At 63.3% G+C, this 21,763-nt stretch carries 23 protein-coding genes and 2 pseudogenes; 14 read left to right on the top strand and 11 right to left on the bottom strand.

Features of this window, described 5'->3' with window-relative positions; translation table 11 throughout:
- Nucleotides 1-225: 225 nt before the first annotated feature.
- Nucleotides 226-693, bottom strand: coding sequence for a MarR family transcriptional regulator (locus tag HB777_16480; protein QND65334.1), 468 nt, complete (start codon nucleotides 691-693; stop codon nucleotides 226-228).
- An 87-nt stretch (nucleotides 694-780) separates the two neighbouring features.
- Here HB777_16480 and HB777_16475 point away from each other — a divergent pair, with 87 nt between their 5' ends.
- From HB777_16475 to HB777_16445, 7 genes are read left to right on the top strand one after another with little or no spacing between them, the layout of a single operon-like run.
- Nucleotides 781-2,094 (top strand): homogentisate 1,2-dioxygenase, encoded by a 1,314-nt coding sequence (locus tag HB777_16475; protein QND65333.1) that lies wholly within the window; start codon nucleotides 781-783, stop codon nucleotides 2,092-2,094.
- The gene (locus HB777_16470; protein QND65332.1) at nucleotides 2,091-2,993 is read left to right on the top strand and encodes an MBL fold metallo-hydrolase; all 903 of its coding nucleotides are present in this window, start codon (nucleotides 2,091-2,093) and stop codon (nucleotides 2,991-2,993) included. Before HB777_16475 ends, HB777_16470 begins: the two co-directional genes overlap by 4 nt.
- Nucleotides 2,990-4,003 (top strand): fumarylacetoacetate hydrolase family protein, encoded by a 1,014-nt coding sequence (locus tag HB777_16465; protein QND65331.1) that lies wholly within the window; start codon nucleotides 2,990-2,992, stop codon nucleotides 4,001-4,003. The genes HB777_16470 and HB777_16465 overlap by 4 nt, the downstream gene beginning before the upstream one ends.
- A gap of 4 nt (nucleotides 4,004-4,007) precedes the next feature.
- Nucleotides 4,008-4,295, top strand: coding sequence for a hypothetical protein (locus HB777_16460; GenBank protein ID QND65330.1), 288 nt, complete (start codon nucleotides 4,008-4,010; stop codon nucleotides 4,293-4,295).
- A 4-nt stretch (nucleotides 4,296-4,299) separates the two neighbouring features.
- The gene (locus tag HB777_16455; protein QND65329.1) at nucleotides 4,300-4,854 is read left to right on the top strand and encodes a damage-inducible protein DinB; all 555 of its coding nucleotides are present in this window, start codon (nucleotides 4,300-4,302) and stop codon (nucleotides 4,852-4,854) included.
- A 44-nt stretch (nucleotides 4,855-4,898) separates the two neighbouring features.
- Nucleotides 4,899-5,156 carry a hypothetical protein gene (locus HB777_16450; protein QND65328.1) on the top strand — a complete coding sequence of 86 codons (258 nt, stop codon included), beginning with the start codon at nucleotides 4,899-4,901 and terminating at the stop codon, nucleotides 5,154-5,156.
- On the top strand, nucleotides 5,143-5,454 hold the full coding sequence (locus HB777_16445) for a BrnA antitoxin family protein (GenBank protein QND65327.1): 312 nt from the start codon (nucleotides 5,143-5,145) through the stop codon (nucleotides 5,452-5,454). Before HB777_16450 ends, HB777_16445 begins: the two co-directional genes overlap by 14 nt.
- Before the next feature lie 24 nt (nucleotides 5,455-5,478).
- Here HB777_16445 and hppD read toward each other — a convergent pair whose 3' ends face one another.
- Nucleotides 5,479-6,591 (bottom strand): 4-hydroxyphenylpyruvate dioxygenase, encoded by a 1,113-nt coding sequence (gene hppD / locus HB777_16440; GenBank protein ID QND65326.1) that lies wholly within the window; start codon nucleotides 6,589-6,591, stop codon nucleotides 5,479-5,481.
- A gap of 139 nt (nucleotides 6,592-6,730) precedes the next feature.
- Between hppD and HB777_16435 the strand changes: the two genes are divergently transcribed.
- Nucleotides 6,731-7,198: an Lrp/AsnC family transcriptional regulator gene (locus tag HB777_16435; GenBank protein ID QND65325.1), complete on the top strand. Its 468-nt coding sequence runs from the start codon at nucleotides 6,731-6,733 to the stop codon at nucleotides 7,196-7,198.
- Between the two features lie 235 nt (nucleotides 7,199-7,433).
- On the opposite strand, the gene HB777_16430 is transcribed toward HB777_16435, so the two are convergent.
- From HB777_16430 to HB777_16400, 7 genes and pseudogenes are all read right to left on the bottom strand, one after another.
- A complete protein-coding gene (locus HB777_16430; GenBank protein ID QND65324.1) occupies nucleotides 7,434-7,772 on the bottom strand; it encodes a TIGR01244 family phosphatase in 339 nt (112 codons plus the stop codon).
- Nucleotides 7,773-7,840: 68 nt separating this feature from the next.
- Nucleotides 7,841-8,278 (bottom strand): YeeE/YedE family protein, encoded by a 438-nt coding sequence (locus tag HB777_16425; GenBank protein ID QND65323.1) that lies wholly within the window; start codon nucleotides 8,276-8,278, stop codon nucleotides 7,841-7,843.
- Nucleotides 8,279-8,282: 4 nt separating this feature from the next.
- Nucleotides 8,283-8,706, bottom strand: a pseudogene (locus tag HB777_16420) (YeeE/YedE family protein).
- Between the two features lie 85 nt (nucleotides 8,707-8,791).
- A complete protein-coding gene (locus tag HB777_16415) occupies nucleotides 8,792-10,000 on the bottom strand; it encodes a GTP-binding protein (GenBank protein ID QND65322.1) in 1,209 nt (402 codons plus the stop codon).
- Nucleotides 10,001-10,121: 121 nt separating this feature from the next.
- Nucleotides 10,122-11,063: a metal ABC transporter substrate-binding protein gene (locus HB777_16410; protein QND65321.1), complete on the bottom strand. Its 942-nt coding sequence runs from the start codon at nucleotides 11,061-11,063 to the stop codon at nucleotides 10,122-10,124.
- Nucleotides 11,064-11,091: 28 nt separating this feature from the next.
- Nucleotides 11,092-11,967: a metal ABC transporter permease gene (locus HB777_16405; protein QND65320.1), complete on the bottom strand. Its 876-nt coding sequence runs from the start codon at nucleotides 11,965-11,967 to the stop codon at nucleotides 11,092-11,094.
- Complete coding sequence (locus tag HB777_16400; protein QND65319.1) at nucleotides 11,967-12,773, bottom strand: metal ABC transporter ATP-binding protein; 807 nt, start codon at nucleotides 12,771-12,773, stop codon at nucleotides 11,967-11,969. Before HB777_16400 ends, HB777_16405 begins: the two co-directional genes overlap by 1 nt.
- A 227-nt stretch (nucleotides 12,774-13,000) precedes the next feature.
- Between HB777_16400 and HB777_16395 the strand changes: the two genes are divergently transcribed.
- Complete coding sequence (locus HB777_16395) at nucleotides 13,001-13,345, top strand: RidA family protein (protein QND65318.1); 345 nt, start codon at nucleotides 13,001-13,003, stop codon at nucleotides 13,343-13,345.
- 181 nt (nucleotides 13,346-13,526) lie between these two features.
- On the opposite strand, the gene hutC is transcribed toward HB777_16395, so the two are convergent.
- Together hutC and HB777_16385 are read right to left on the bottom strand one after the other, a co-directional pair.
- Nucleotides 13,527-14,267 carry a histidine utilization repressor gene (gene hutC / locus HB777_16390; protein QND65317.1) on the bottom strand — a complete coding sequence of 247 codons (741 nt, stop codon included), beginning with the start codon at nucleotides 14,265-14,267 and terminating at the stop codon, nucleotides 13,527-13,529.
- A complete protein-coding gene (locus tag HB777_16385; protein ID QND65316.1) occupies nucleotides 14,264-15,616 on the bottom strand; it encodes a formimidoylglutamate deiminase in 1,353 nt (450 codons plus the stop codon). Before HB777_16385 ends, hutC begins: the two co-directional genes overlap by 4 nt.
- 98 nt (nucleotides 15,617-15,714) lie before the next feature.
- On the opposite strand from HB777_16385, the gene HB777_16380 reads away from it, so the two are divergent.
- From HB777_16380 to HB777_16360, 5 genes and pseudogenes are all read left to right on the top strand, one after another.
- Nucleotides 15,715-16,950 carry an imidazolonepropionase gene (locus HB777_16380; GenBank protein QND65315.1) on the top strand — a complete coding sequence of 412 codons (1,236 nt, stop codon included), beginning with the start codon at nucleotides 15,715-15,717 and terminating at the stop codon, nucleotides 16,948-16,950.
- Nucleotides 16,935-18,489: pseudogene (gene hutH, locus HB777_16375) on the top strand (histidine ammonia-lyase). The gene HB777_16380 and the pseudogene hutH overlap by 16 nt, the downstream one beginning before the upstream one ends.
- Nucleotides 18,489-19,307 carry an N-formylglutamate deformylase gene (gene hutG, locus HB777_16370; protein QND65314.1) on the top strand — a complete coding sequence of 273 codons (819 nt, stop codon included), beginning with the start codon at nucleotides 18,489-18,491 and terminating at the stop codon, nucleotides 19,305-19,307. The pseudogene hutH and the gene hutG overlap by 1 nt, the downstream one beginning before the upstream one ends.
- A gap of 26 nt (nucleotides 19,308-19,333) precedes the next feature.
- Complete coding sequence (locus HB777_16365; GenBank protein QND65313.1) at nucleotides 19,334-21,004, top strand: urocanate hydratase; 1,671 nt, start codon at nucleotides 19,334-19,336, stop codon at nucleotides 21,002-21,004.
- 12 nt (nucleotides 21,005-21,016) lie between these two features.
- Nucleotides 21,017-21,604, top strand: a complete 588-nt coding sequence (locus HB777_16360) for a HutD family protein (protein ID QND68794.1) — start codon at nucleotides 21,017-21,019, stop codon at nucleotides 21,602-21,604.
- Nucleotides 21,605-21,763: the final 159 nt, after the last annotated feature.

The raw sequence follows: 21,763 nt of genomic DNA, 5'->3' as shown, positions 1-21,763 counted from the left end.
GGGGAGACCGAATTCGTTCGGTAGCGATCCTTCGCGCCCCCCTCTGTCCTGCCGGACATCTCCCCCACGAGGGGGAGATTGGCGGCTTCGGCGCTCCGCTCGGCCCTGCGACGTTCGAGACCGGCGGAAGCCGAGATGACGTTCGATCTCCCCCTCGTGGGGGAGATGTCCGGCAGGACAGAGGGGGGCGCTGTCCCGCCAGCGTATCAACAATTCTGATGGTATCTAACCCTTGCCCAATGCTGCCTCCAGCGCAGCCAGTCCTTCGGCGATCGCCTCACGCTCTCCGACGCTCAGCTTTGCCAGCAACTCCCGCTCGAACGCCTTCGCCAGCGGCACCATTTCGCGATAGGCGGTAAGGCCGGCCTTGGTAAGCGCCAGATGTTCGACCCGGCGGTCTTTCTCATCAGGTGTCCGCACAAGCCAGCGCCGCCGTTCCAGTTCAGCCACGGCGCGCGACACCTTGGTCTTGTGCATGGCCGATTGCTCGCCGATTGCGGACGCGGTCATCGTTCCATGCTGCCCCAGCCCCGAAAGGGTGCGCCATTCGGGTCGCGTCAAGCCATGGCTGTCCTTGTATATCCGCGAAAATTCGCGGCTGACGGCGTCGGCAAGCCGGTAGAGCCGGTAGGGCAGGAAATCTTCCAGATTGAGAATTTCAGGCGCGTCGGACGCCTCGCTCTTGATCGCCATTTTTCAAAGCCGCCATTGATGGTTACATTTTCAATGGTTACAAATGAAACCAGTTTGGTCAATTGAGATCCATTCCGGGAGGAAGCGATGGCCTTTTCCTACATGCCGGGTTTCGGCAACGATTTTGAAACCGAGACGCTGCCCGGTTCGCTGCCGCAGGGGCGCAATTCGCCGCAGCGGCCGGCCTACGGGCTCTACGCCGAGCAGCTTTCGGGTTCACCCTTCACCGCGCCGCGCGGCACCAATGAGCGCTCCTGGCTCTACCGGATCCGGCCGAGCGTGAAGCACACCGGCCGCTTCAAACCGGCAAACTATCCGCTGTGGAAGAGTGCGCCCAATGTCGGCGATCATGAACTGGCGCTTGGCCAGTATCGCTGGAACCCGGTGCCGATGCCTAAGGAGCCAACCGATTTCATCGCCGGGATGCGCTCGATCACCACAGCCGGCGACGTGCTCGGGCAGACCGGCATGGCGGCTCATGTCTATGTCGCCAACCGCTCGATGGTCGACGACCATTTCTTCAATGCCGACGGCGAGTTGCTGGTCGTGCCGCAGGTCGGCGCCTTGCGCTTCGTCACCGAGATGGGTGTGATTGAACTGCGGCCCGGCGAGATCGCCGTGCTGCCGCGCGGCCTGGTCTTCAAGGTGGAGCTCGTCGATGCCGAAGTCCGCGGCTATGTCTGCGAGAACTACGGTGCCAAGCTGACGCTGCCCGACCGCGGCCCGATCGGCGCCAATTGCCTGGCCAATCCGCGCGATTTCAAGACGCCTTGCGCCTGGTTCGAGGAGAAGGAAACGTCGTGCCGGCTGACGGTGAAATGGTGCGGCAATTTCCACGTCACCGAGATCGGCCATTCGCCGCTCGATGTCGTTGCGTGGCACGGCAACTATGCGCCTTACAAATATGATCTGGCGACGTTTTCGCCGGTCGGAGCGTTGCTGTTCGACCATCCGGACCCGTCGATCTTCACGGTGCTGACGGCGCCGAGTGGCGAGGAGGGTACCGCCAACATCGACTTCGTCATCTTCCCGCCGCGCTGGCTGGTGGCCGAAGATACGTTCCGGCCGCCCTGGTACCACCGCAACATCATGAGCGAGTTCATGGGCCTGATCCACGGCCAGTACGACGCCAAGGAAGAGGGTTTTGTGCCCGGCGGCATCAGTCTGCACAATCTGATGCTGGCCCATGGGCCGGATGCGCCTGGCTTCGAAAAGGCCTCGCGTGCGGATTTGAAACCGGTCAAGCTCGACAACACCATGGCCTTCATGTTCGAGACCCGATACCCGCAGATGCTGACCCGCTACGGCGCCGAACTGGAAACAAGGCAGGACAATTACATCGACTGCTGGGCGGACCTGAAGAAGCGTTTCAACGGCACGCCCGAGGGCGACTGGTCTTGAGCACCGAGCCAATCCCGGATCGGCTGGTGATTTTGGGTTCGAAGGGCGGCCCGGCGCTGCGGCCGGGTGGTCCATGGCCGAGTTCGTCGCTGCTTGAGATCGGCGGCCGCAGCATCGTCGTCGACTGCGGACTTGGCGTGACGCGTGGTCTGGTCGATGCCGGCATCAGCCTGAAGGCGCTCGACCTGATCTTCATCACGCATCTGCATTCCGACCATGTGCTGGAACTGGGGCCGTTGATCCACACCGCCTGGACGGCGGGTCTGGCGACGCCCGTCGGCGTGTTCGGCCCGCCCGGCACGGGTCATTACTGGCGGCGCTTTTGTCAGGCGATGGAGTTCGACATCGAGATCCGCATCGTCGACGAGGGCCGGCCGGATATTCGTGAGCTGGTTTCGATTGTCGAATTCGGCGAAGGCCAGGTGGTCGAGCAGAGCGGCTTGACGGTTTCGGCGCTGCGCGTCGAGCATCCGCCGGTGACCGACTGTTTTGCGCTGCGCTTCGAGCATGGCGGGAAAAGCGTGGTGTTCTCCGCCGATACGGCCTTTTATCCGCCGCTCGCCGATTTTGCTCGGGGCGCCGATATCCTGGTCCACGAAGCCATGCTGGAAGAAGGCATCGAGCGGCTGGTGGCCAGGACCGGCAATGGCGCGCGGCTGAAAGACCATCTGCTGGCCAGCCACAGCTTTGCCGAGGAGGCAGGCAGCATCGCAAGCGATGCCGGCGTCAAGAGGCTGGTGCTCAATCATCTCATTCCGGCCGATGATCCCGGGATCGGCGAGGCCGACTGGATAGCCGCTGTCAGGAAAACATGGGCCGGCGACTTGACGATCGCTCGCGACGGCCTTGTTGTGGGGTTAAGCAGCGCCAAAGCTGCAGCAGGAGAGGAAACCGCATGAAGCTTGCCACATTGAAGGACGGGACGCGCGACGGAAAACTCGTCGTCGTCTCGCGTGACCTGACACGCTTCACCGACGCCTCGTTCCTGGCGCGCACGCTGCAGGCGGCGCTCGACGACTGGCTGCGCATCGCCCCGCATCTCGCGACAATAGCGGAATCGCTGGAGAACAATGCGGTGCCGGCGGAGCGCTTCCACGAGCATGACGCCCATTCGCCGCTGCCGCGTGCCTATCAATGGGCCGACGGCTCGGCTTACGTGAACCATGTCGAACTGGTGCGCAAAGCGCGCGGCGCCGAGATGCCGGCGAGCTTCTGGACCGACCCGCTCATCTATCAGGGTGGCGCGGACTCCTTCATTCCGCCGCGTGATCCGATCCGCATGGCTGACGAAGCCTTCGGTATCGACATGGAGGGCGAAGTCGCCGTCATCGTCGACGACGTGCCGATGGGTGCAAGCCTCGATGAAGCGCGTGCCGCGATCCGGCTGGTCATGCTGGTCAACGACGTTACGCTGCGCGCGCTGACAGGGCCGGAGCTCGCCAAGGGATTTGGCTTCTTCCAGTCAAAGCCGTCCTCGGCGTTTTCGCCTGTCGCGGTCACGCCGGACGAACTGGGCGACGCATGGGATGGCGGCAAGGTCAGCCTGCCGTTGCTCGCCGATCTCAACGGCAAGCCGTTCGGCCGGGCCAATGCCGGCATCGACATGACCTTCGATTTTCCGGCGCTGATCGTTCACGCCGCCAGGACAAGGCCGCTGGCCGCCGGCACGATCATCGGTTCCGGCACCGTCTCCAACAAGCTCGACGGCGGGCCGGGCAAGCCTGTTTCGGCCGGTGGCGCCGGCTATTCTTGCATCGCCGAACTGCGCATGATCGAGACCATTGTGTCAGGCCAGCCCAAGACGCCGTTCCTGCGCTTCGGCGACACGGTGCGCATCGAGATGAAGGACAAAGCTGGGCATTCGATCTTCGGCGCCATTGAGCAGAAGGTCGAGAAATACGAGAGGTAAGGGCATGACGGGGGTCTATCTGCTGGCCGGTGTCTGGGCACTCGCCATACTGGCCGTGTTCATCCAGGCGATCCGGCTGAGCTACCACATCGAGGCGCGCTCGCCTGACCTGACCAACCGCAGCGGCTTTCCGCGCAAGGCGATGATGTTCCACACCATCACCAACATGAAAGTCGCGCGGGATGAGGAGACGCAAGCCATGCGGCGACGCATGAACGGGCTGCTGTTGATCGTTCTTGCCGGATTCGCGATTATGGGGGTGGGCTTGTATCTGGTGCGGTCAACCGGATGAATTCATGAACCTGCTGGACCACCTGCGCCGCATGGCCGGCAACAATCTCTGGTCGAACGACCGGCTTTACCGTGCCGTGTTGCAACTCAGGCCGGGCGAGTTCGAGGTGGAACGCACCAGCTTCTTTCCATCGATCAAGGCAACGCTCAACCACATGCTGGCGGTCGATTATCTCTATCTCGATTTTCTCGAAGAGGGTGGTCTCGGTGCTGCCGCCCATGACGACTTCGTGCCGCTCGACGAACCACAGGCGTTGTTTGCCGCCCAGGTCGCAGCCGATCGGCGGCTGATCGCCTTTTGCGACAGGCTGTCGGCCGACGATCTCGACCGTCGCGTGATCACCGACCGGCGCGAGGACGGCATGATTCCTGAGCGCATCGGCGATATCCTCGCCCACGTCTTCCTGCACGACATCCATCACCGCGGCCAGGTGCACGCCATGCTGTCCGGCACGTCGGTCAAGCCGCCGCAGTTGGACGAGTTTCTGCTCGATTATGATGTGAAGCTGAGGGAGGTGGAAGTCGAGCGGCTTGCGGTTGGCGGTGGTCAATTATTGTAGTTACGAAAATTGTTGACTTAATTGTTGTAGGTACATAAATTCCCATGAAGATCGTTTGGGACGAACCAAAGCGGTTGGCCAACATCGAGAAACACGGCTTGGATTTTGCCGCACTGGATGGCGAATTCTTCTTGGGCTCGACGATCCGGGCGGCCAAGGCCGGTCGTTTCATGGCAATCGGGCAGGTCGTCGACGGCGTGGTTGCCGTGATCTTTGCCCGACTTGGCTCCGAGGGCATTTCGATAGTTTCGATGCGCCGGGCCAACCCGGTTGAAAGGAGGTTGTTCGATGACAAAGCGTAAGTTGAGGACTGAATTCCAAGCGGGTCGCGGCTACAGCAAGGAAGACTGGGATGCCGTTTTGGACAATCCCGGATGGAGTGAGGAGGACTTCCGAAATGCCCGTCCCTTTGCCGAAGTGTTCCCGGAACTCGCCGAAGGGATTCGTCGTTCGCGCGGACGGCCAGCGCTCGACAATCCGAAGAAGCAGGTGACGCTCCGGCTGGACAGCGATGTGGTTGCCCAGTTTCGTGCCGGCGGTCCCGGTTGGCAGAGCCGGATCAACGACATTCTGCGCAAGGCAGTGGGCCTCGCCAAATAGACGCTTGCGCCTCGCGCGGTCGGCCTACTCCGCCGCCTGAACCTTGATCACCCCGCGCTTGATCTGGTCCTGCTCGATCGATTCGAACAGCGCGCGGAAATTGCCCTCGCCAAAGCCTTCGTCGCCCTTGCGCTGGATGAACTCGAAGAAGATCGGGCCGATCACCGTCTTCGAAAAGATCTGCAGCAGGATCTTGGTCATGCCGCCGTCGACGACGCCTTCGCCGTCGATCAGGATGCCGTGCTTCTTCATCCGCTCGATCGGTTCGTCATGGCCGTTCACCCTGGAATAGGACATGTCGTAATACGTCTCCGGCGGGCCGGGCATGAACTTCAGCCCGTTCTCGGCCAGCCTGTCGGTGGCGGCGTAAATCTCGTCGGTGCCGACAGCGATGTGCTGGATGCCCTCGCCATTGTACTTCTTCAGATATTCGGCGATCTGGCTGGTCTCGTCCTTGGACTCGTTCAGCGGAATGCGGATCTTGCCGCAAGGCGAGGTGATGGCGCGGCTGACCAGGCCGGTGATCTTGCCGTCGATATCGAAGAAATGGATCTGCTTGAAGCCGAACAGATTGCGGTAGAAATCCCACCATTTGTCCATCTGGCCGCGATAGACATTGTGGGTCAGGTGATCGAGATAATAGAAGCCGACGCCTTCCGGCCGTGGGTCGCGCGCACCCAGCCACTCGAACTCGGCATCATAGGCCGAACCCTTCTTGCCGTAGGTCTCGATGAAATAGAGCAGCGAGCCGCCAATGCCGACGATCGCCGGCACGTCGAGCGCCTTGTCGGTGCCTTCGTAAGGCGTGGCGCCCTTGGCAACGGCATGATCGAAGGCGTGCTTCGCATCAACCACCCGCCAGGCCATCGAGGCAGCACAGGGCCCGTGCTTGTCGACGAACTTCATCGCATGCGAGCCGGGCTCGGCATTGACGACATAGTTGATGTCGCCTTGGCGCCAGATGGTGATGTCTTTGGAACGGTGCCTGCCTACCGCGACATAGCCCATGCGGGTGAACAGTTCGGCCAGTTTTTCCGGCTCCGCATGCGCGAACTCGACGAACTCGAAACCGTCGGTGCCGGCCGGGTTGTCCTTGCTGATCCTGGCGGGTGGGGCGTCGTGCGGGAAGGGACCCATGGTATTCCTCCGAAAGCTGGCTTGGCCTGAAAAGGCTCATCTTGCGCCATCATAGCGCCGATGGCGTGCATGGTGCTTGCATTCAAACGCTTGAAATGATCATCTCATGCGCGAAGTGTGCATGATATGAGATAAAACCATGGATGAGACGCGCATTGATCAGTTCGACCGCAAGATAATGGCGCTGTTGCAGGGTGATGCGCGGCTGACCAACAACGATTTGTCGGAGCGGGTGAACCTGTCGGCGTCGCAATGCTCGCGCCGCCGTCAGCGGCTCGAGGAAGACGGCTTCATCAAGGGCTATCGCGCCGTTCTCGACCGCGACAAGCTCGGTTTTTCGCTGGTCAACGTCATCTCGGTCACGCTCGCCACCCATAACCGCGACAATGCGCGGCGCTTCGGCGAACTGGTGGCGCGGCTGCCCGAAGTGCAGGAAGCGCACGCTCTGACCGGCGAGATGGATTACATCCTGAAAGTGGTGACGCCCGATTTGAAATCGCTGTCGGAATTCGTCAACGGCGTGCTGCTGCCGCATGAATCGGTGCAGCATGTGAAGACGGCGATCGTGCTGGAAACGCTGAAGGAAACCGGCGCGCTACCGATTTAATCTGAGCGATTCTATTGGATGCGTCGGCGGGACGGCGCCCCCTCTGTCCTGCCGGACATCTCCCCCACAAGGGGGAGATCGGATAGCGCGCCGGCTTTCGCCAACCTCAGAGGTCGCAAGATTGAGCGAAGCGCAGAAGCTGCCAATCTCCCCCCTCGTGGGGGAGATGTCCGGCAGGACAGAGGGGGGCGCGAAGGAACGCTTACCTCGAGAAAGTGGCTTCGCGAGAAGCCAATCACCCTCTCTGCTGCTGGATCAGCCCATAGAGATTGGTGCAGCGCGCGCCGGAGCGGCAATAGGCGAAGACCGGGCCGTCGAGCGCGTCGAGCGCTTCGGCCTGATCCTCGACATTCTCGGCCGTGATCTGGCCGCTGATGACGGGGATGTAGCGGAAGGCAAGGCCTGCGGCTTCCACCGCTGCCTTGACGGTGTCGGCGGAAGGCTGGCCGGGCTGTTCGTCATCGGGCCGGTTGCAGATGATGCTCTTGAAGCCGGCTTCCTTGATGGCGGCGACGTCTTTCGGCTGGATCTGGCCCGAGACCGAATAGTCCTCGCTGATTTCGCGGTATTCCATGGCAGTGTCCTCGCAATCTGATTTGGCTGGAGTCTTGCCACTCCCTGACGTGGCCGGCAACTCGAATCCTATGCCGCGGCCGGTTGAGCGAGCCTTGCCCTGGCGAAACGCGCCACGACGATGCCGGCAATCACCGCCGCAACGAAGATCGCTGTCGCCGAATAGCCAAGGCCAAGGGCAGGGATGGCTCCGCCGGGACAGAAGCCGGCAATGCCCGAGCCGATGCCGAAGACAGCGGCGCCGCCAACCAGTTCCGTGTCGATGACGCGCTTTGTCGGTAGTGCGAAGGCGGTTTCGAACACCGGCGTCTTGCGCCGAGCGAATACGAGGCGATAGCCGACGAAGGCGACCGCAAGGCCGCCAGCTATGACGAAGATCAGGCTTGGATCCCATGTGCCGGCAATATCGAAGAAGTTCAGCACTTTTGCTGGATTGATCATGCCGGAAATGGCGATGCCGAGGCCGAAAACTCCGCCGATCAGGAATGCCGAGACGAGCTTGGTCATCGGCTCAGCCTCCGATCACGTGGCGGATGATGAAGACGGTGGCGAAGGCGGTGACCATGAAGGTCGCGACGGCGACGATCGAGCGTGGCGACAGGCGCGCCATGCCGCAAATGCCGTGCCCGCTCGGGCAGCCGCCACCGAAATGCACGCCGATGCCGACCAGGAACCCGCCGGCCACAAGTGCCAGCGTTGGCACCGGCACGCTGAAGGCGATCTGCCCGCCGATGGCGAGGAACACAAGCGGCGCCGCCACGGCGCCGGCAAGAAAAAGCGGCCCGCCATTGCCAGTCAGGTGCAAGCGGCGGGAGGATTCCGGTCAGAATGCCGGTCATCCCGGCAATCCGGCCATGCAAGGCCATCAAGAGCACAGCCGACAGGCCGATGAGAGCGCCGCCAAGCAGCGATTGAAGAGGCGTGAAGTCTGTCATGCCGGCTTTCGATCCGTGGTCCATCCGCGTTCTGTGCGGACCGACATCATAGCGCAGATCGGCATCGCCGGCACAACATCCGGTTTCAGCCTGCCCACGCAGGAAAGGGATCGGGCAACCCGCGCCAGAGTTCAGGCAGGAAATCCTCGTCCTCGACCAGGCAGTCATCCAGCTCGGCACGGATCTGGGCCTCGTCCATCGGCTCGCAGCCGATGAAGACCAGTTCCTGGCGGCGATCGCCCCAGACGGGATCGAGATAGGGGGCCATGCTTTCGCGCCATTCGGCATGATCGGGCCATCGGCTTTGCGGAACGGCCGCCCACCAAAGGCCACGCCTTTCAGTTCTGACCAGCGCTCCGGCATGGCTCATTTCGCCGACATGACGTGGCCGTGTCGCCAGCCAGAAGAAGCCCTTGGCGCGAACCACGCCTGGCCATGGGCGATCGATGAATGCCTGGAACCTGGTCGGCTCGAATGGCTTTCGCGCCCGGTAGACGAAGGAGCGGATGCCGTATTCCTGGGTCTCTGGAATATGGTCGCGAAAGCCGTTGAGCTCCTTGAACCAGAGCGGGTTCTGCTGCGCCTTGTCGAAGTCGAAACGGCCGGTCGCGAGCACCTTGTCGAGCGGCACCTTGCCGAAATCGGCTTCCACGATCTCGGCGGCGGGATTGAGCGCCCGCACGATCAGCCGCGCCATATGCAGCTGATGCCGGCTTGCCGCGCCGATCTTGTTCAACACCACAATGTCGGCGAACTCGATCTGCTCGACCAGAAGGTCGACCAGCGCGCGCCCATCCTGCTCGCCGAGCGACTGGCCGCGTTGCTTAAGAAAATCGGAGGACGAATAATCCTTGAGCAGGTTGAGCGCGTCGACGACAGTCACCATTGTGTCGAGGCGGGCGACATCGGAGAGGCTGTAGCCGTTCTCGTCACGGAAATCGAAGGTCGCCGCGACGGGCAGGGGCTCGGAAATGCCTGTGGATTCGATCAGCAGATAGTCGAAGCGACCCTGTTCAGCGAGCGCGCGAACCTCCTTCAAGAGGTCGTCGCGCAGCGTGCAGCAGATGCAGCCATTCGACATTTCCACCAGTTTCTCGTCGGTGCGCGACAGGTCGGCGCCGTCACGCACCAGCTCCGCGTCGATGTTGATCTCGCTCATGTCGTTGACGATGACGGCAACGCGGCGGCCTTCGCGGTTCGACAGGATGTGATTGAGCAGCGTGGTCTTGCCGGCGCCGAGAAAGCCGGAGAGCACGGTGACGGAAAGGCGTTTGAAGTCGGGTGTTTGAAGCATGATCTGTTTCCGGAGGTTCGGACAAAATGAGCACTGACTTGTGATTTGTAATGTTATTTAATAACAGGTGATGATCTAAAAAAGGCGGAGACTTGCTCCGCCTTTCCGAGAAGAGCTTTGATCAGCTGCCGAGAATGGCGCCTTTGATCTGACGGATGTTGTTGTGCATCATGTCGATATAGGTCGCAGCCGGGCCGTCGGGCTGCGACAGCGCATCCGAATAGAGCGTGCCGCCCACCTTGATGCCGGTCTCGCTGGCGATCTGCTCGATCAGGCGCGGGTTGGTGATGTTCTCGACGAAGATCGCCGCGGCCTTGTCTTGCTTCACCTGGGTAACCAGCTTGGCGACGTCGGCGGCGGACGGTTCCGAGTCGGTCGAGATGCCTTGCGGGGCAAGGAAGGTCAGGCCGTATGCGTGCTCGAAATAGCCGAAGGCGTCATGCGAGGTGATGACGACGCGCTTTTCCTGCGGGATCGAGGCGATTGCCGCTTTCACTTCGCCTTCGACCGCATCGAGCTTCTTGGTGTAGGCGGCGGCATTGGTCTGGTAGCTGACGCAGCCTTCCGAATCGGCCGCGCAGAAGGCATCGGCGATGTTTTTCACATAGATCCTGGCATTGGCGATCGACTGGAAGGCGTGCGGATCGGTGACCGTCTTGCCGCCGCCGGTGCCGGCGCCTTCGACCGCGTCGGCATCGGCGAATTCAGGCTTGAAATCGATCGGCGTCACGCCCTTGGTCAGGGTGATGATCGAGGCCTTGGTGGCGCTGGCATCGACCAGCCGCTGCAAAAAACCTTCGAAGTGCAGGCCGTTGACCAGCACGATGTCGGCCTTGGCCATGGCCACCGCATCGGCCGGGCTCGGCTCGTAGACATGGGCGTCGCCATCCGGCCCGACGATGGTGGTGACATCGATGCGGTCGCCGCCGACATTTTTGGCGAAATCGGCAATGACGGTGAAGCTGGCGACCACTTTCAGCGGCGCCGCGAAGGCTGACGATGCGCCAAAGGCGGTTAATGTTATAACGCTCATCGCCAGGGCGGCATGGATCGATTTCAGCATGGACGGGTCTCCTTCTAGGGGCGGGGGATCAGGCCGTTCTGTGACGGTGGTGGATGATGCGCGCGCGCAGAATGCCGCGCGTGCCAAACAGGATCGAGGCGAAATAAACGACGCCGGCCGACAGGATGATCGCCGGGCCGGATGGCAGCGACGCGTGATAGGACAGAAGCAGCCCGGCGACGCAGGACGCAAAACCGATCAACACGGCCAGCACGCACATAGGCTCGACGCGCACCGTCCAGAAGCGAGCAGCGGCGGCCGGCAGCATCATCAGTCCGACCGAAAGCAGCGTGCCGAGCGCCTGGAAGCCGCCGACGAGGTTGAGCACGACGAGGCCGAGAAAGATGAAATGCACCGGACTGCCGAGCCGGCTGACCGAGCGCAGGAACAGCGGATCGAGGCATTCGGCGACCAGTGCCCGCCAGAAGATGGCAAGGCTGACCAGCGTCACCGCGACGATGCCGCCGATCAGCGTCAGGGCTTCATCGTTGAGCGCCAGCACGGTGCCGAACAGCACATGCATGAGATCGACGCTGGAGCCCCGGATCGACACCATCAGCACGCCGATGGCGAGCGAAATCAGATAGAAAGCCGCCATCGAGGCGTCCTCGCGCTGGATGGTGAAGCGCGAGACGGCGCCGGCGCCGAGCGCGACGATGACGCCAGCGATCAGGCCGCCGATGGTCATCGGCAGGATTTCCAGCCCATAGAACAGGAAGCCGGCGGCCGCACCCGGCAGGATGGCATGCGCCATGGCGTCGCCCGACAGGCTCATGCGCCGCAGCATCAGGAAGACGCCGATCGGGCAGGCGCCGAGCGACAGCATCAGCGAACCGATCAGGGCCCGCTGCATGAAGCCGAAATCGGCGAAGGGTGCGATGAAAAGACCGTAAAGCGTATCCATCAGGCAGCCCTCGGTCCGACGCCATGGTGATGGTCATGGTGGTCGTGATCGTGGCCATGACCATGAGCGTCCTCGCCTGGCTCGCACCAGGGCGCATTCTCCTCCCAGGGTTCGTGGAAGCGGCGGGCGCGCAGCAGGTTTTCCGGCTTCAGCGTTTCCCTGGTTTCGCCCCAGGCAATCGGCTGGCGGGCAAGCAACAGTGTTTCCGGGAAATTCTGGCGCACCAGGTCCAGATCGTGGACGACCACCATGATGGTGCGTTCCTCGCCATGCCAGTGCTTGATCAGGGCAATAAGGTCGCCGACCGTCTTGGCGTCGACGGCGTTGAAGGGTTCGTCGAGCAGGATGAGGTCGGCGTCCTGCAGCAGGACGCGCGCAAACAGCGTGCGCTGCAACTGGCCGCCCGACAGGGTATCGATCGGCCGCTTCTCGAAGCCGCCGAGGCCGACCGCCATCAGCGCCTTGCTGACGTCATCGCGATCTTGCTTGGTGTAGCGGCCAAGCAGGCCGCGCCGTGGCCACAGGCCGAGCGAAACCAGATCCACCACCCGCGCCGGAAAGGAGCGGTCGAGCTCCGATTGCTGCGGCAGATAGGCGGCGCGAACGCCGGGCGCGCGGATAACCTCGCCGGCCATCGGCTTCAGGACGCCGACAATACCTTTCATCAGCGTCGATTTGCCGGAGCCGTTGGCGCCGACGACAGCCGTCAGCGAGCCCTTGCGGATGGTGCCGTCGAGATGATGGATCGCAGGATGGCTGCCATAGCCAAGCGTCAGGTCGCGGAATGTCAGGCAGGTGTTTGTCATTCTGCGATCCGTGGGGGCGGCGAAATCCGGCTGCGGGCAGCGGTCGACTGGATATGTGATGTTATTACATTAGTCAACAAGCCAATCCGGCGCAATTGCGGCTGGCGGTCAACTTGCCGTGTGTGGATATCATATGCCCTTGGCCCAAGGGGATTCGACTTGGCGACCTTGCCCGAAGCCGGCCGCAACTCTAAAGAGGCGCAACCGCCACAGGAAGGAACCATCCAATGAGCATTCGTCGCATCGATGTTGGCCCGCGCATGAGCCAGATCGTCATTCACGGAGATACCGTCTATCTGGCCGGCCAGGTCGGTCAGCCGACCGGCAACGTCGCATCGCAGACCAGGGACATCCTGGCGGCCGTCGATGGGCTGCTGGCCAAGGCCGGTTCCGACAAGACCAAGATCCTGCAGGCGATCATCTGGCTGGCCGACATGAGCACCTTTGCCGAGATGAACGCGGAATGGGACAAGTGGGTGCCGCAAGGCAACACGCCAGCCCGCGCCACCGGCGAAGCAAAGCTCGCCGGCCCGGAATATCTGGTCGAGATTATTATTACGGCGGCGATTTGAGGCGTGAAGCTGCCAATCTCCCCCCTTGTGGGGGAGATGCCCGGCAGGGCAGAGGGGGGCGCTGTCCCGCCAGCTTTTCTGTTTTCTATATATAAATTCCCGGCAGGCACATTCGAAGTTCGTGCTCTACGGCGCCCCCCTCTGGCCTGCCGGCCATCTCCCCCCACAAGGGGGAGATCACTCACCCCTGCGACGGCCTGAACCTTGCCACCAGCGTGTGGCTCTCGGCCGCGTAGGTAAAGCGCACATGGGTGACCGGGTGATCGGCGCTCCATGTCCGACGCTCGACCACCAGGCACGGCGCGCCGGCTGCGATATCGAGCGCAGCCGCGATATGCCTGTCGGCGGCGACAGCGCGAATCCGGTGCTCGGCCTCGCTCCACGGCACGCGGCCAATCAGCCATGGTCCAGGTGCGATGGCCAGGAATTCCTCGTCCGCCGCTTCGGGCACGGCGGTGAGATTGATCAGCCGCTGTTCATGCGCGAACGGCCGCTCGCCGGCGAAATGCCCGCACTCCAGCGCCAGCACCGGCCCGGCCACGCCCAGCTCCAGCAGGGCGCGATCCTCGGCGTTGCTGCGCCTTTTGTGTCTCGCGACGCGCTCGTAGCGGTAGGGCAGGCCGAGCGCTTCAACCTCGATCCGGATGTCGTGGATTTCCAGCACCGCCGCTTGCGACTGCGGCCGGCGCACAAAGCTGCCGGAACGGCGGCGCCGCTCGATCAGTCCGGCCTTGGCAAGCTGCGACAGCGCCTTGTTCACCGTCATGCGCGAGCAATTGTATTGCGCGCTCAGTTCGTGCTCGAACGGGATGCGGTGACCAGGCGCCCAGGCGCCGGACATGATGCGTTCGCTGATGTCGGACAGGATGCGCTGGTGCAGCGAGACGCCAGCTTCCGCATCCGCGGTCTCGACAATGCTCATGCCGAAAGCGCCGTCATCACGCTGCGAAACCGTTCAGCAACGGCCTCGCGCTTGACATGTCTGCCGCCGCTGACCTGTTTGAGGCCGTGCACCCAGACGCAGTCGACCTTGCTGCCATTGGCGAAGATCCAGGCGTCGAGGATCGCGTCACCGCTCTTGCCGGCCAGCGAGGGATTTTTGGGATCGAGCGAGACGAGATCGGCGGATGCGCCGGCGGCGATCTGCGAGGCGTCGGCGCCAAGCGCTACGCTGCCGCCGTCAAGCGCGGCGTCGAACAGCGCCCGGCCGGTCGAGCCGCCGGCGACCGCCAGCACATTGCGGGCGCGGTGGGCAAGGCGCTGCGAATATTCAAGCTGGCGCAACTCGTCGGGCAGGCCGATCAACACGTTGGAGTCGGAGCCGACCCCGAAGCGGCCACCATGTTCCCTGAACAGCGGCGCGGCAAATGTGCCGTCCCCAAGATTAGCCTCGGTGATCGGGCAGAGGCCGGCGATGGCGCCGCTTTTGGCCATCGCAACGGTTTCCGCATCGGTCATGTGGGTGGCGTGGATCAGGCACCAGCGCTTGTCGACCTTGGCGTTGGCGAGCAAAAACTCCACAGGCCGCGCGCCGGACCAGGCAAGACAGTCTTCGACTTCCTTCACCTGCTCGGCAATGTGGATGTGGATCGGCCCGTCCGGCGCAATCGCTGCAACGGCGGTGAGTTCCTCCGGTGTCGCGGCGCGCAAGCTGTGCGGAGCAACGCCAACGACAGCCTGATTCAACACGCGAACCGATTCGCGGCATTTCTCAACAAGCCGGGCGAACCTGCCCACATCGTTGATGAATCGCCTCTGGCCTTCGTTTGGCGCGGCGCCGCCGAAAGACGAGTGCGCGTAAAACACCGGCAGCAGCGTCAGGCCGATACCCGTCTCATTGGCCGCGGCCGCGATGCGCTCGGCCATCTCGGCAAGATTGGCGTAGGGTTTTCCATCACGGTCGTGATGCAGGTAGTGAAATTCGCCGACGCGTGAAAACCCAGCCTCCAGCATCTCGACATAGAGTTGTGCTGCAACCGCCTCGACCTGATCGGGCGCCATCGACAGGGCGAAACGGTACATCACCTCGCGCCAGCTCCAGAAACTGTCGGCGGAAGGGCCGCGAAGCTCGGCAAGGCCGGCCATGCCGCGCTGGAAGGCGTGGCTGTGCAAATTGGGCATGCCGGGCAACAGGATTGCGTGACGTTCGTCGCCGGCTAGCGCGGTAGCTCCAGGCTCGACGGTCGTGATGCGTCCCTTGGCGAAGGTGAGCCGCACATTGTTGTGCCAGCCATTGGGAAGGAGTGCCTGTTCCGCAAAGATCGCTGCCACTTTTCTCTCCAGTTCTCTGTCTCTCATGCGATGATGGCACTTGCAGTGCGTTTCAATATGTATATACATAATCGCCGTCGATTGAAACGGAAAAGATGATGGCTGCAGAGAGCAAAGACCGGGCAGGGGCGGTTCGCATCTGGCGCAATGCGCGTCTGGCGACCATGGCCGAAGGGTCTGCCGGACTAGGCATCGTCGAACGCGGCGCGGTCGCTGCCCGTGACGGGCGCATCGTCTATGCCGGCCCCGAGTCGGAGCTGCCCTCAACACTTGCCCAGGGCGCAGGGGCGGTCGATTGCGAGGGCCGCTGGATCACGCCTGGCCTCATCGACTGCCACACCCATCTGGTCCATGCCGGCAACCGGGCCAACGAGTTTGAGATGCGGCTGGCTGGCGCGACCTATGAAGAGGTCGCCAGGGCCGGTGGCGGCATCGTCTCCTCGGTCAAATCGCTGCGCGCCGCCAGCGAGAGCGAGCTGGTTACCCAATCGCTTCCGCGCCTCGATGCGCTGATCGCCGAAGGCGTAACGTCAGTGGAAGTAAAGTCGGGCTATGGCCTCGACCTCGAAAACGAGAAGAAGTCGCTGCGTGCGGCCCGCCAATTGGGTGAACGGCGACCGGTGACGATTCGCACCACCTTCCTCGGCGCTCACGCGCTGCCGCCGGAAGCCAAGGGCGACAAGGACGCATTCATCGATCTGGTCGCCAAAGAAATTCTTCCGTCGGTTGCCGCCGAGGGACTGGCCGACGCCGTCGACGGGTTTTGCGAGGGCATCGCCTTTTCGCCGGACCAGATGGCGCGCGTCTTCGATGCGGCCAAGGCGGCCGGCCTGCCGGTCAAGCTCCATGCTGACCAGCTGTCCAACCTGCATGGCGCCGAACTCGCCGCCCGTTACGGTGCGCTGTCGGCTGACCATCTCGAATACACCGATGAGGCGGGTGCGGCGGCGATGGCCAAGGCAGGAACCGTGGCGACGATCCTGCCCGGCGCCTACTACTTCATTCGCGAAACAAAAAAGCCGCCGATCGGCCTGTTTCGCCAGCACGGCGTCAAGATGGCTGTCGCTACCGACAACAATCCCGGCACCTCGCCGCTGACCTCGCTGCTTCTGACCATGAACATGGCCGCAACCCTGTTCGGCCTGACCGTCGACGAATGCCTTGCCGGCGTTACCCGAGAAGCTGCCCGTGCGCTTGGTTTGCTGGGGGAAACCGGCACGCTCGAAGCCGGAAAATCCGCCGACTTGGCGATCTGGGACATCGAGCGCCCCGCCGAACTCGTCTACCGCATGGGCTTCAACCCGCTGCATGCCCGCATCTGGAGAGGACAATGACCGAACTGACCCTGAAGCCCGGCAATGCGACGCTGGCCGACTGGCGCGCGATCTATCGTGGCGCCGCACTGAGGCTGGACGATGCCTGCCGGCCGAAAATCAAGGCGAGCGCCGAGGCTGTCGCCAGGATCGTTGCCAAGGGCGAGCCGGTCTATGGCATCAACACCGGCTTCGGCAAACTGGCCAGCGTCCGCATCCCGGCCGCGGATCTCGAGACCTTGCAGCGCAACATCGTGCTGTCGCACGCCGCCGGCGTTGGCGAGCCGATGCCGGTTGCCGTTTGCCGGCTGATGATGGCGCTGAAGCTCGCCAGTCTGGCGCAGGGCGCCTCCGGCGTGCGGCCGCAAACCATCGAGTTGCTCGAAGCGATGCTGGCCAACGACGTCATCCCGGTGGTGCCGGCGCAAGGCTCGGTCGGTGCGTCGGGCGACCTTGCCCCGCTGTCGCACATGACGGCGGTGATGATCGGCGTCGGCGAATGCTTTACCCCGCATGGCCGCTTCCCGGCCAAGGTCGCCTTTGTCTCGCACGGGCTGAAGCCGGTGACCTTGGGCGCCAAGGAAGGCCTGGCGCTGCTCAATGGCACCCAGTTCTCGACCGCCTACGCGCTGGCCGCTTTGTTTGAGGCCGAAGTGCTTTACCAGTCGGCGCTGGTCGCCGGCGCCTTGTCGACCGACGCGGCTAAGGGCTCCGATGCGCCCTTCGATCCGCGCATCCATGTGCTGAGAAAGCATCCCGGCCAGATCGAGACGGCGGACGCGCTGCGCAATCTGATGGCCGGCAGCGCCATCCGTGAATCGCACCGGGTTGGCGACGAGCGCGTGCAGGATCCATATTGCCTGCGCTGCCAGCCGCAGGTGATGGGCGCTGCACTCACCGTGCTGCGCCAGGCGGCCGACACGCTGGGCACCGAGGCCAATGGCGTCACCGACAATCCGCTGATCTTCGCCGAGGATGACACTGCCCTTTCCGGCGGCAATTTCCACGCCGAACCAGTGGCTTTCGCCGCCGACATGATCGCGCTTGCCGTCTGCGAGATCGGCTCGCTGTCGGAGCGTCGCATCGCCATGCTGGTCGACCCCGCGCTGTCGGGCATGCCGGCCTTCCTGACGCCGAAGCCCGGCCTGAACTCCGGCTTCATGATCCCGCAGGTGACGGCGGCGGCGCTTGTCTCGGAAAACAAGCAGAAAGCCTATCCGGCGAGCGTCGATTCTGATCCCCACCTCGGCCAATCAGGAAGACCACGTTTCGATGGCGGCGCACGGCGCACGCCGGCTGATCGGCATGGTCGAGAACGCCACCGCTGTCATCGGCATCGAATTGCTGGCTGCGGCGCAAGGCTGCGATTTCCATGCGCCGCTGGCGTCGAGCGCGGCACTTGAGGCCGTGCGCAAGCTGGTCCGGGCCGAGGTGCCGCATCTCGACAATGACCGGCATTTCCACCCCGATATGGAAAAGGCGATAGCCATGGTGCGCAGCGGCGCGACCATCAAGGCAGCCGGCGCGATAGCGCTGCCGTCGATTTCTGGAGCGGCATGATGACGGGGACACCCTGGCTTACGGTGACGCGCGGCACGTCCCCGCTGCTGGTGTCGATTCCGCACACCGGAATCGATCTCGCCGGCCTGGAGAACCGGCTGGTGTCACCCTGGCTCGGTCGCCGCGATTGCGACTGGTGGATCGAAAAGCTCTACGATTTCGCGACCGACCTCGGGGCGACTGTCGTGCATACGGCGATCTCGCGCACTGTTATCGACGTCAACCGTGATCCGTCCGGCGCCTCGCTCTACCCCGGCCAGGCGACGACCGGTCTCTGCCCGACCGAGACTTTCGATGGCGATCCGCTGTATCGAGAGGGCGAAGAGCCGGGGCCGTCGGAGATCGACGAGCGCCGCGAAAAATTCTTCGTGCCCTACCATGCCGCCTTGCAGGCCGAGATCGGCCGCTTGCGGGGGCTGCACGAAAAGATCGTCCTCTATGATTGCCACTCGATCCGTTCGGTGCTGCCGCGCCTGTTTGAAGGCACGCTGCCGGTGTTCAATCTCGGCACCAATGACGGCAAGAGCGCCGATCCGACGTTGCGGGCGATAGTCGATCAGATCATGGCCGAGACCGGCGAGACCTCCGTCGTCAACGGCCGTTTCAAGGGCGGCTGGATCACGCGCCATTTCGGACAACCTCAAGATGGCGTGCATGCGCTGCAGATGGAGCTGTCCAACCGTGGCTACATGCGCGAGCCGGAAGGCAAGGGCGTGCCGGACAACTGGCCGGTGCCTTACGATGCCGAGTTTGCAGCACCGATCCGCGCCACGCTGCGGAAAATCCTCGAGACCGCGACATCCTGGGCGCGCGGCTGACATCGATCCTTTTATGGAGTGACGCCATGAACAATCCTCGCCACAATATCCGTGAAGTCCGCAGCCCGCGTGGCACCGAAATCAGCGCCCGCTCCTGGCTGACGGAAGCGCCGTTGCGGATGCTGATGAACAATCTCGACCCGGACGTCGCCGAAAACCCCAACGAGCTGGTCGTCTATGGCGGCATCGGCCGGGCGGCGCGGACCTGGAACGATTTCGACCGCATCGTCGCCTCGTTGAGGACACTGGCCGATGACGAGACTTTGCTGGTGCAGTCCGGCAAGCCGGTCGGCGTCTTCCGCACCCATCCCGATGCACCGCGCGTGCTGATCGCCAACTCCAACCTGGTGCCGCACTGGGCGACCTGGGAAAAATTCAACGAGCTCGATAAGAAGGGCCTGATGATGTACGGCCAGATGACGGCTGGCTCGTGGATCTACATCGGCACGCAAGGCATCGTGCAGGGCACCTACGAGACCTTCGTCGAGGCCGGCCGCCAGCACTATGGCGGCAATCTCAAGGGAAAATGGATCCTGACCGGCGGTCTCGGCGGCATGGGTGGCGCCCAGCCGCTCGCCGCCGTCATGGCCGGCGCCTGCTGCCTGGCGATCGAATGCAACCCGGACTCGATCGATTTCCGCCTGCGCACCCGCTACGTCGACGAGCGCGCCGACACGCTCGACGAGGCGCTGGAAAAGATCGAGCGCTGGACCAAGGCCGGCGAGGCCAAGTCGGTCGGCCTGCTTGGCAATACGGCCGAGATCGTCCCGGAAATGTTCAGGCGTGGCATTCGCCCCGATATGGTCACCGACCAGACCTCGGCGCATGATCCCATCAACGGCTATCTGCCGAAGGGCTGGACGATGGCCGAGTGGCGCGAGAAGCGCGTGAGTGACCCCAAGGCGGTCGAGAAGGCGGCTCGCGCTTCGATGCGCGAACATGTCGAGGCGATGGTGGCGTTCTGGAACGCCGGCGTGCCGACGCTCGACTATGGCAACAACATCCGCCAGGTGGCCAAGGAGGAGGGGTTCGAGAACGCCTTTGCCTTCCCCGGTTTCGTGCCGGCCTATATCCGTCCGCTGTTCTGCCGCGGCATCGGTCCGTTCCGCTGGGCAGCGCTTTCCGGCGATCCCGAGGATATTTACAAGACCGACGCCAAGGTGCGCGAACTGACGCCCGGCAACACCCATCTGCACAACTGGCTGGACATGGCGCGCGAGCGCATCGCCTTCCAGGGCCTGCCGGCGCGCATCTGCTGGGTCGGCCTCGGCGACCGGCATCGGCTCGGCCTCGCCTTCAATGAAATGGTGGCCAAGGGTGAGTTGAAAGCGCCCGTCGTCATTGGTCGCGATCACCTCGATTCCGGTTCGGTCGCCTCGCCGAACCGCGAGACGGAATCGATGAAGGACGGCTCGGACGCGGTGTCCGACTGGCCGCTGCTCAACGCGTTGCTCAACACAGCGTCTGGCGCCACCTGGGTGTCGCTGCACCATGGCGGCGGCGTCGGCATGGGTTTTTCCCAGCACGCCGGCATGGTCATCGTCGCCGACGGCACGCCGGACGCAGCAAGGCGCCTGGAGCGGGTGTTGTGGAACGACCCGGCGACCGGTGTCATGCGCCACGCCGATGCAGGCTACGACGTCGCCATCGAATGCGCCAAGGAGCACCAGCTCAACCTGCCAGGCATTCTCGGCTGATTGACTGAGCCGATGCGCATCCTGCGGGCAGCCGAATACCGGTCGATGCCGTGGAAGAACGGCGGCGGCGTGACGACGGAAATCGCCGTCTCGCCCAATGGTGCCGGTCTCGACGACTTCGACTGGCGCGTCTCGATGGCGCGCGTCGAATTGAGCGGTCCTTTCTCGCAGTTTGCCGGTATCGATCGCACCCTTGCCGTGCTTGAGGGCGAGGGGATCGTCCTCGAGATTGCCGGCTATCCGCCGACATCCATAAACAGGGCAACCGCCCCGTTTTCCTTCCCGGCCGACGTGCAGACCTCGGCCACGCTGATCGGCGGACCGATCACCGATCTCAATGTCATGACCCGCCGAAGCCGGATGACGCATTCGGTCGAACGCCTGGTGATTTCGGCTCCCGTGGAAATCCGGACTGAGGCCGGCACAACCCTCATCCTGTGCTTGAACGGCGACGTCATCGTGCTCGCCGACGAACCGGTTCACCTCGGGCCACTCGACACGCTGCTGCCCGATCCGGACAGCGCCAGCCTGCTTGTCCAGCCAGCCCACGAGGCAACGCTGTTCGTGATCCGGATCGGCCCCATCTCCGGCAACGATTAACGCTTGTTTCCAAACATGATCGCGATGCCGGCGAATTATAGCGTAAGCTGACGGCGGGCATCACGAAAAAGCCCGAATCCTCTCCGTCGATCGATCTCGACGGGAGGAGGGGTGCTCGTCATTGTTTTTCGCTGAGGGATGACGCCCTGTCGTGGTGCG

This window comes from Mesorhizobium loti (assembly GCA_014189435.1).
GTDB classification, from domain to species: Bacteria; Pseudomonadota; Alphaproteobacteria; order Rhizobiales; family Rhizobiaceae; genus Mesorhizobium; species Mesorhizobium loti_G.
Note: the sequence above shows the minus strand (reverse complement) of the source record. Positions and strands in the feature narration are given on the sequence as shown.

Bases quoted from the DNA above. Each gene is read 5' to 3' on its own strand.
- HB777_16480 (QND65334.1), bottom strand. From the start codon at position 693: ATGGCGATCAAGAGCGAGGCGTCCGACGCGCCTGAAATTCTCAATCTG.
- HB777_16475 (QND65333.1), top strand. From the start codon at position 781: ATGGCCTTTTCCTACATGCCGGGTTTCGGCAACGATTTTGAAACCGAG.
- HB777_16465 (QND65331.1), top strand. From the start codon at position 2,990: ATGAAGCTTGCCACATTGAAGGACGGGACGCGCGACGGAAAACTCGTC.
- HB777_16460 (QND65330.1), top strand. From the start codon at position 4,008: ATGACGGGGGTCTATCTGCTGGCCGGTGTCTGGGCACTCGCCATACTG.
- HB777_16455 (QND65329.1), top strand. From the start codon at position 4,300: ATGAACCTGCTGGACCACCTGCGCCGCATGGCCGGCAACAATCTCTGG.
- HB777_16450 (QND65328.1), top strand. From the start codon at position 4,899: ATGAAGATCGTTTGGGACGAACCAAAGCGGTTGGCCAACATCGAGAAA.
- HB777_16445 (QND65327.1), top strand. From the start codon at position 5,143: ATGACAAAGCGTAAGTTGAGGACTGAATTCCAAGCGGGTCGCGGCTAC.
- hppD (QND65326.1), bottom strand. From the start codon at position 6,591: ATGGGTCCCTTCCCGCACGACGCCCCACCCGCCAGGATCAGCAAGGAC.
- HB777_16435 (QND65325.1), top strand. From the start codon at position 6,731: ATGGATGAGACGCGCATTGATCAGTTCGACCGCAAGATAATGGCGCTG.
- HB777_16430 (QND65324.1), bottom strand. From the start codon at position 7,772: ATGGAATACCGCGAAATCAGCGAGGACTATTCGGTCTCGGGCCAGATC.
- HB777_16425 (QND65323.1), bottom strand. From the start codon at position 8,278: ATGACCAAGCTCGTCTCGGCATTCCTGATCGGCGGAGTTTTCGGCCTC.
- HB777_16415 (QND65322.1), bottom strand. From the start codon at position 10,000: ATGCTTCAAACACCCGACTTCAAACGCCTTTCCGTCACCGTGCTCTCC.
- HB777_16410 (QND65321.1), bottom strand. From the start codon at position 11,063: ATGCTGAAATCGATCCATGCCGCCCTGGCGATGAGCGTTATAACATTA.
- HB777_16405 (QND65320.1), bottom strand. From the start codon at position 11,967: ATGGATACGCTTTACGGTCTTTTCATCGCACCCTTCGCCGATTTCGGC.
- HB777_16400 (QND65319.1), bottom strand. From the start codon at position 12,773: ATGACAAACACCTGCCTGACATTCCGCGACCTGACGCTTGGCTATGGC.
- HB777_16395 (QND65318.1), top strand. From the start codon at position 13,001: ATGAGCATTCGTCGCATCGATGTTGGCCCGCGCATGAGCCAGATCGTC.
- hutC (QND65317.1), bottom strand. From the start codon at position 14,267: ATGAGCATTGTCGAGACCGCGGATGCGGAAGCTGGCGTCTCGCTGCAC.
- HB777_16380 (QND65315.1), top strand. From the start codon at position 15,715: ATGGCTGCAGAGAGCAAAGACCGGGCAGGGGCGGTTCGCATCTGGCGC.
- hutG (QND65314.1), top strand. From the start codon at position 18,489: ATGACGGGGACACCCTGGCTTACGGTGACGCGCGGCACGTCCCCGCTG.
- HB777_16365 (QND65313.1), top strand. From the start codon at position 19,334: ATGAACAATCCTCGCCACAATATCCGTGAAGTCCGCAGCCCGCGTGGC.
- HB777_16360 (QND68794.1), top strand. From the start codon at position 21,017: ATGCGCATCCTGCGGGCAGCCGAATACCGGTCGATGCCGTGGAAGAAC.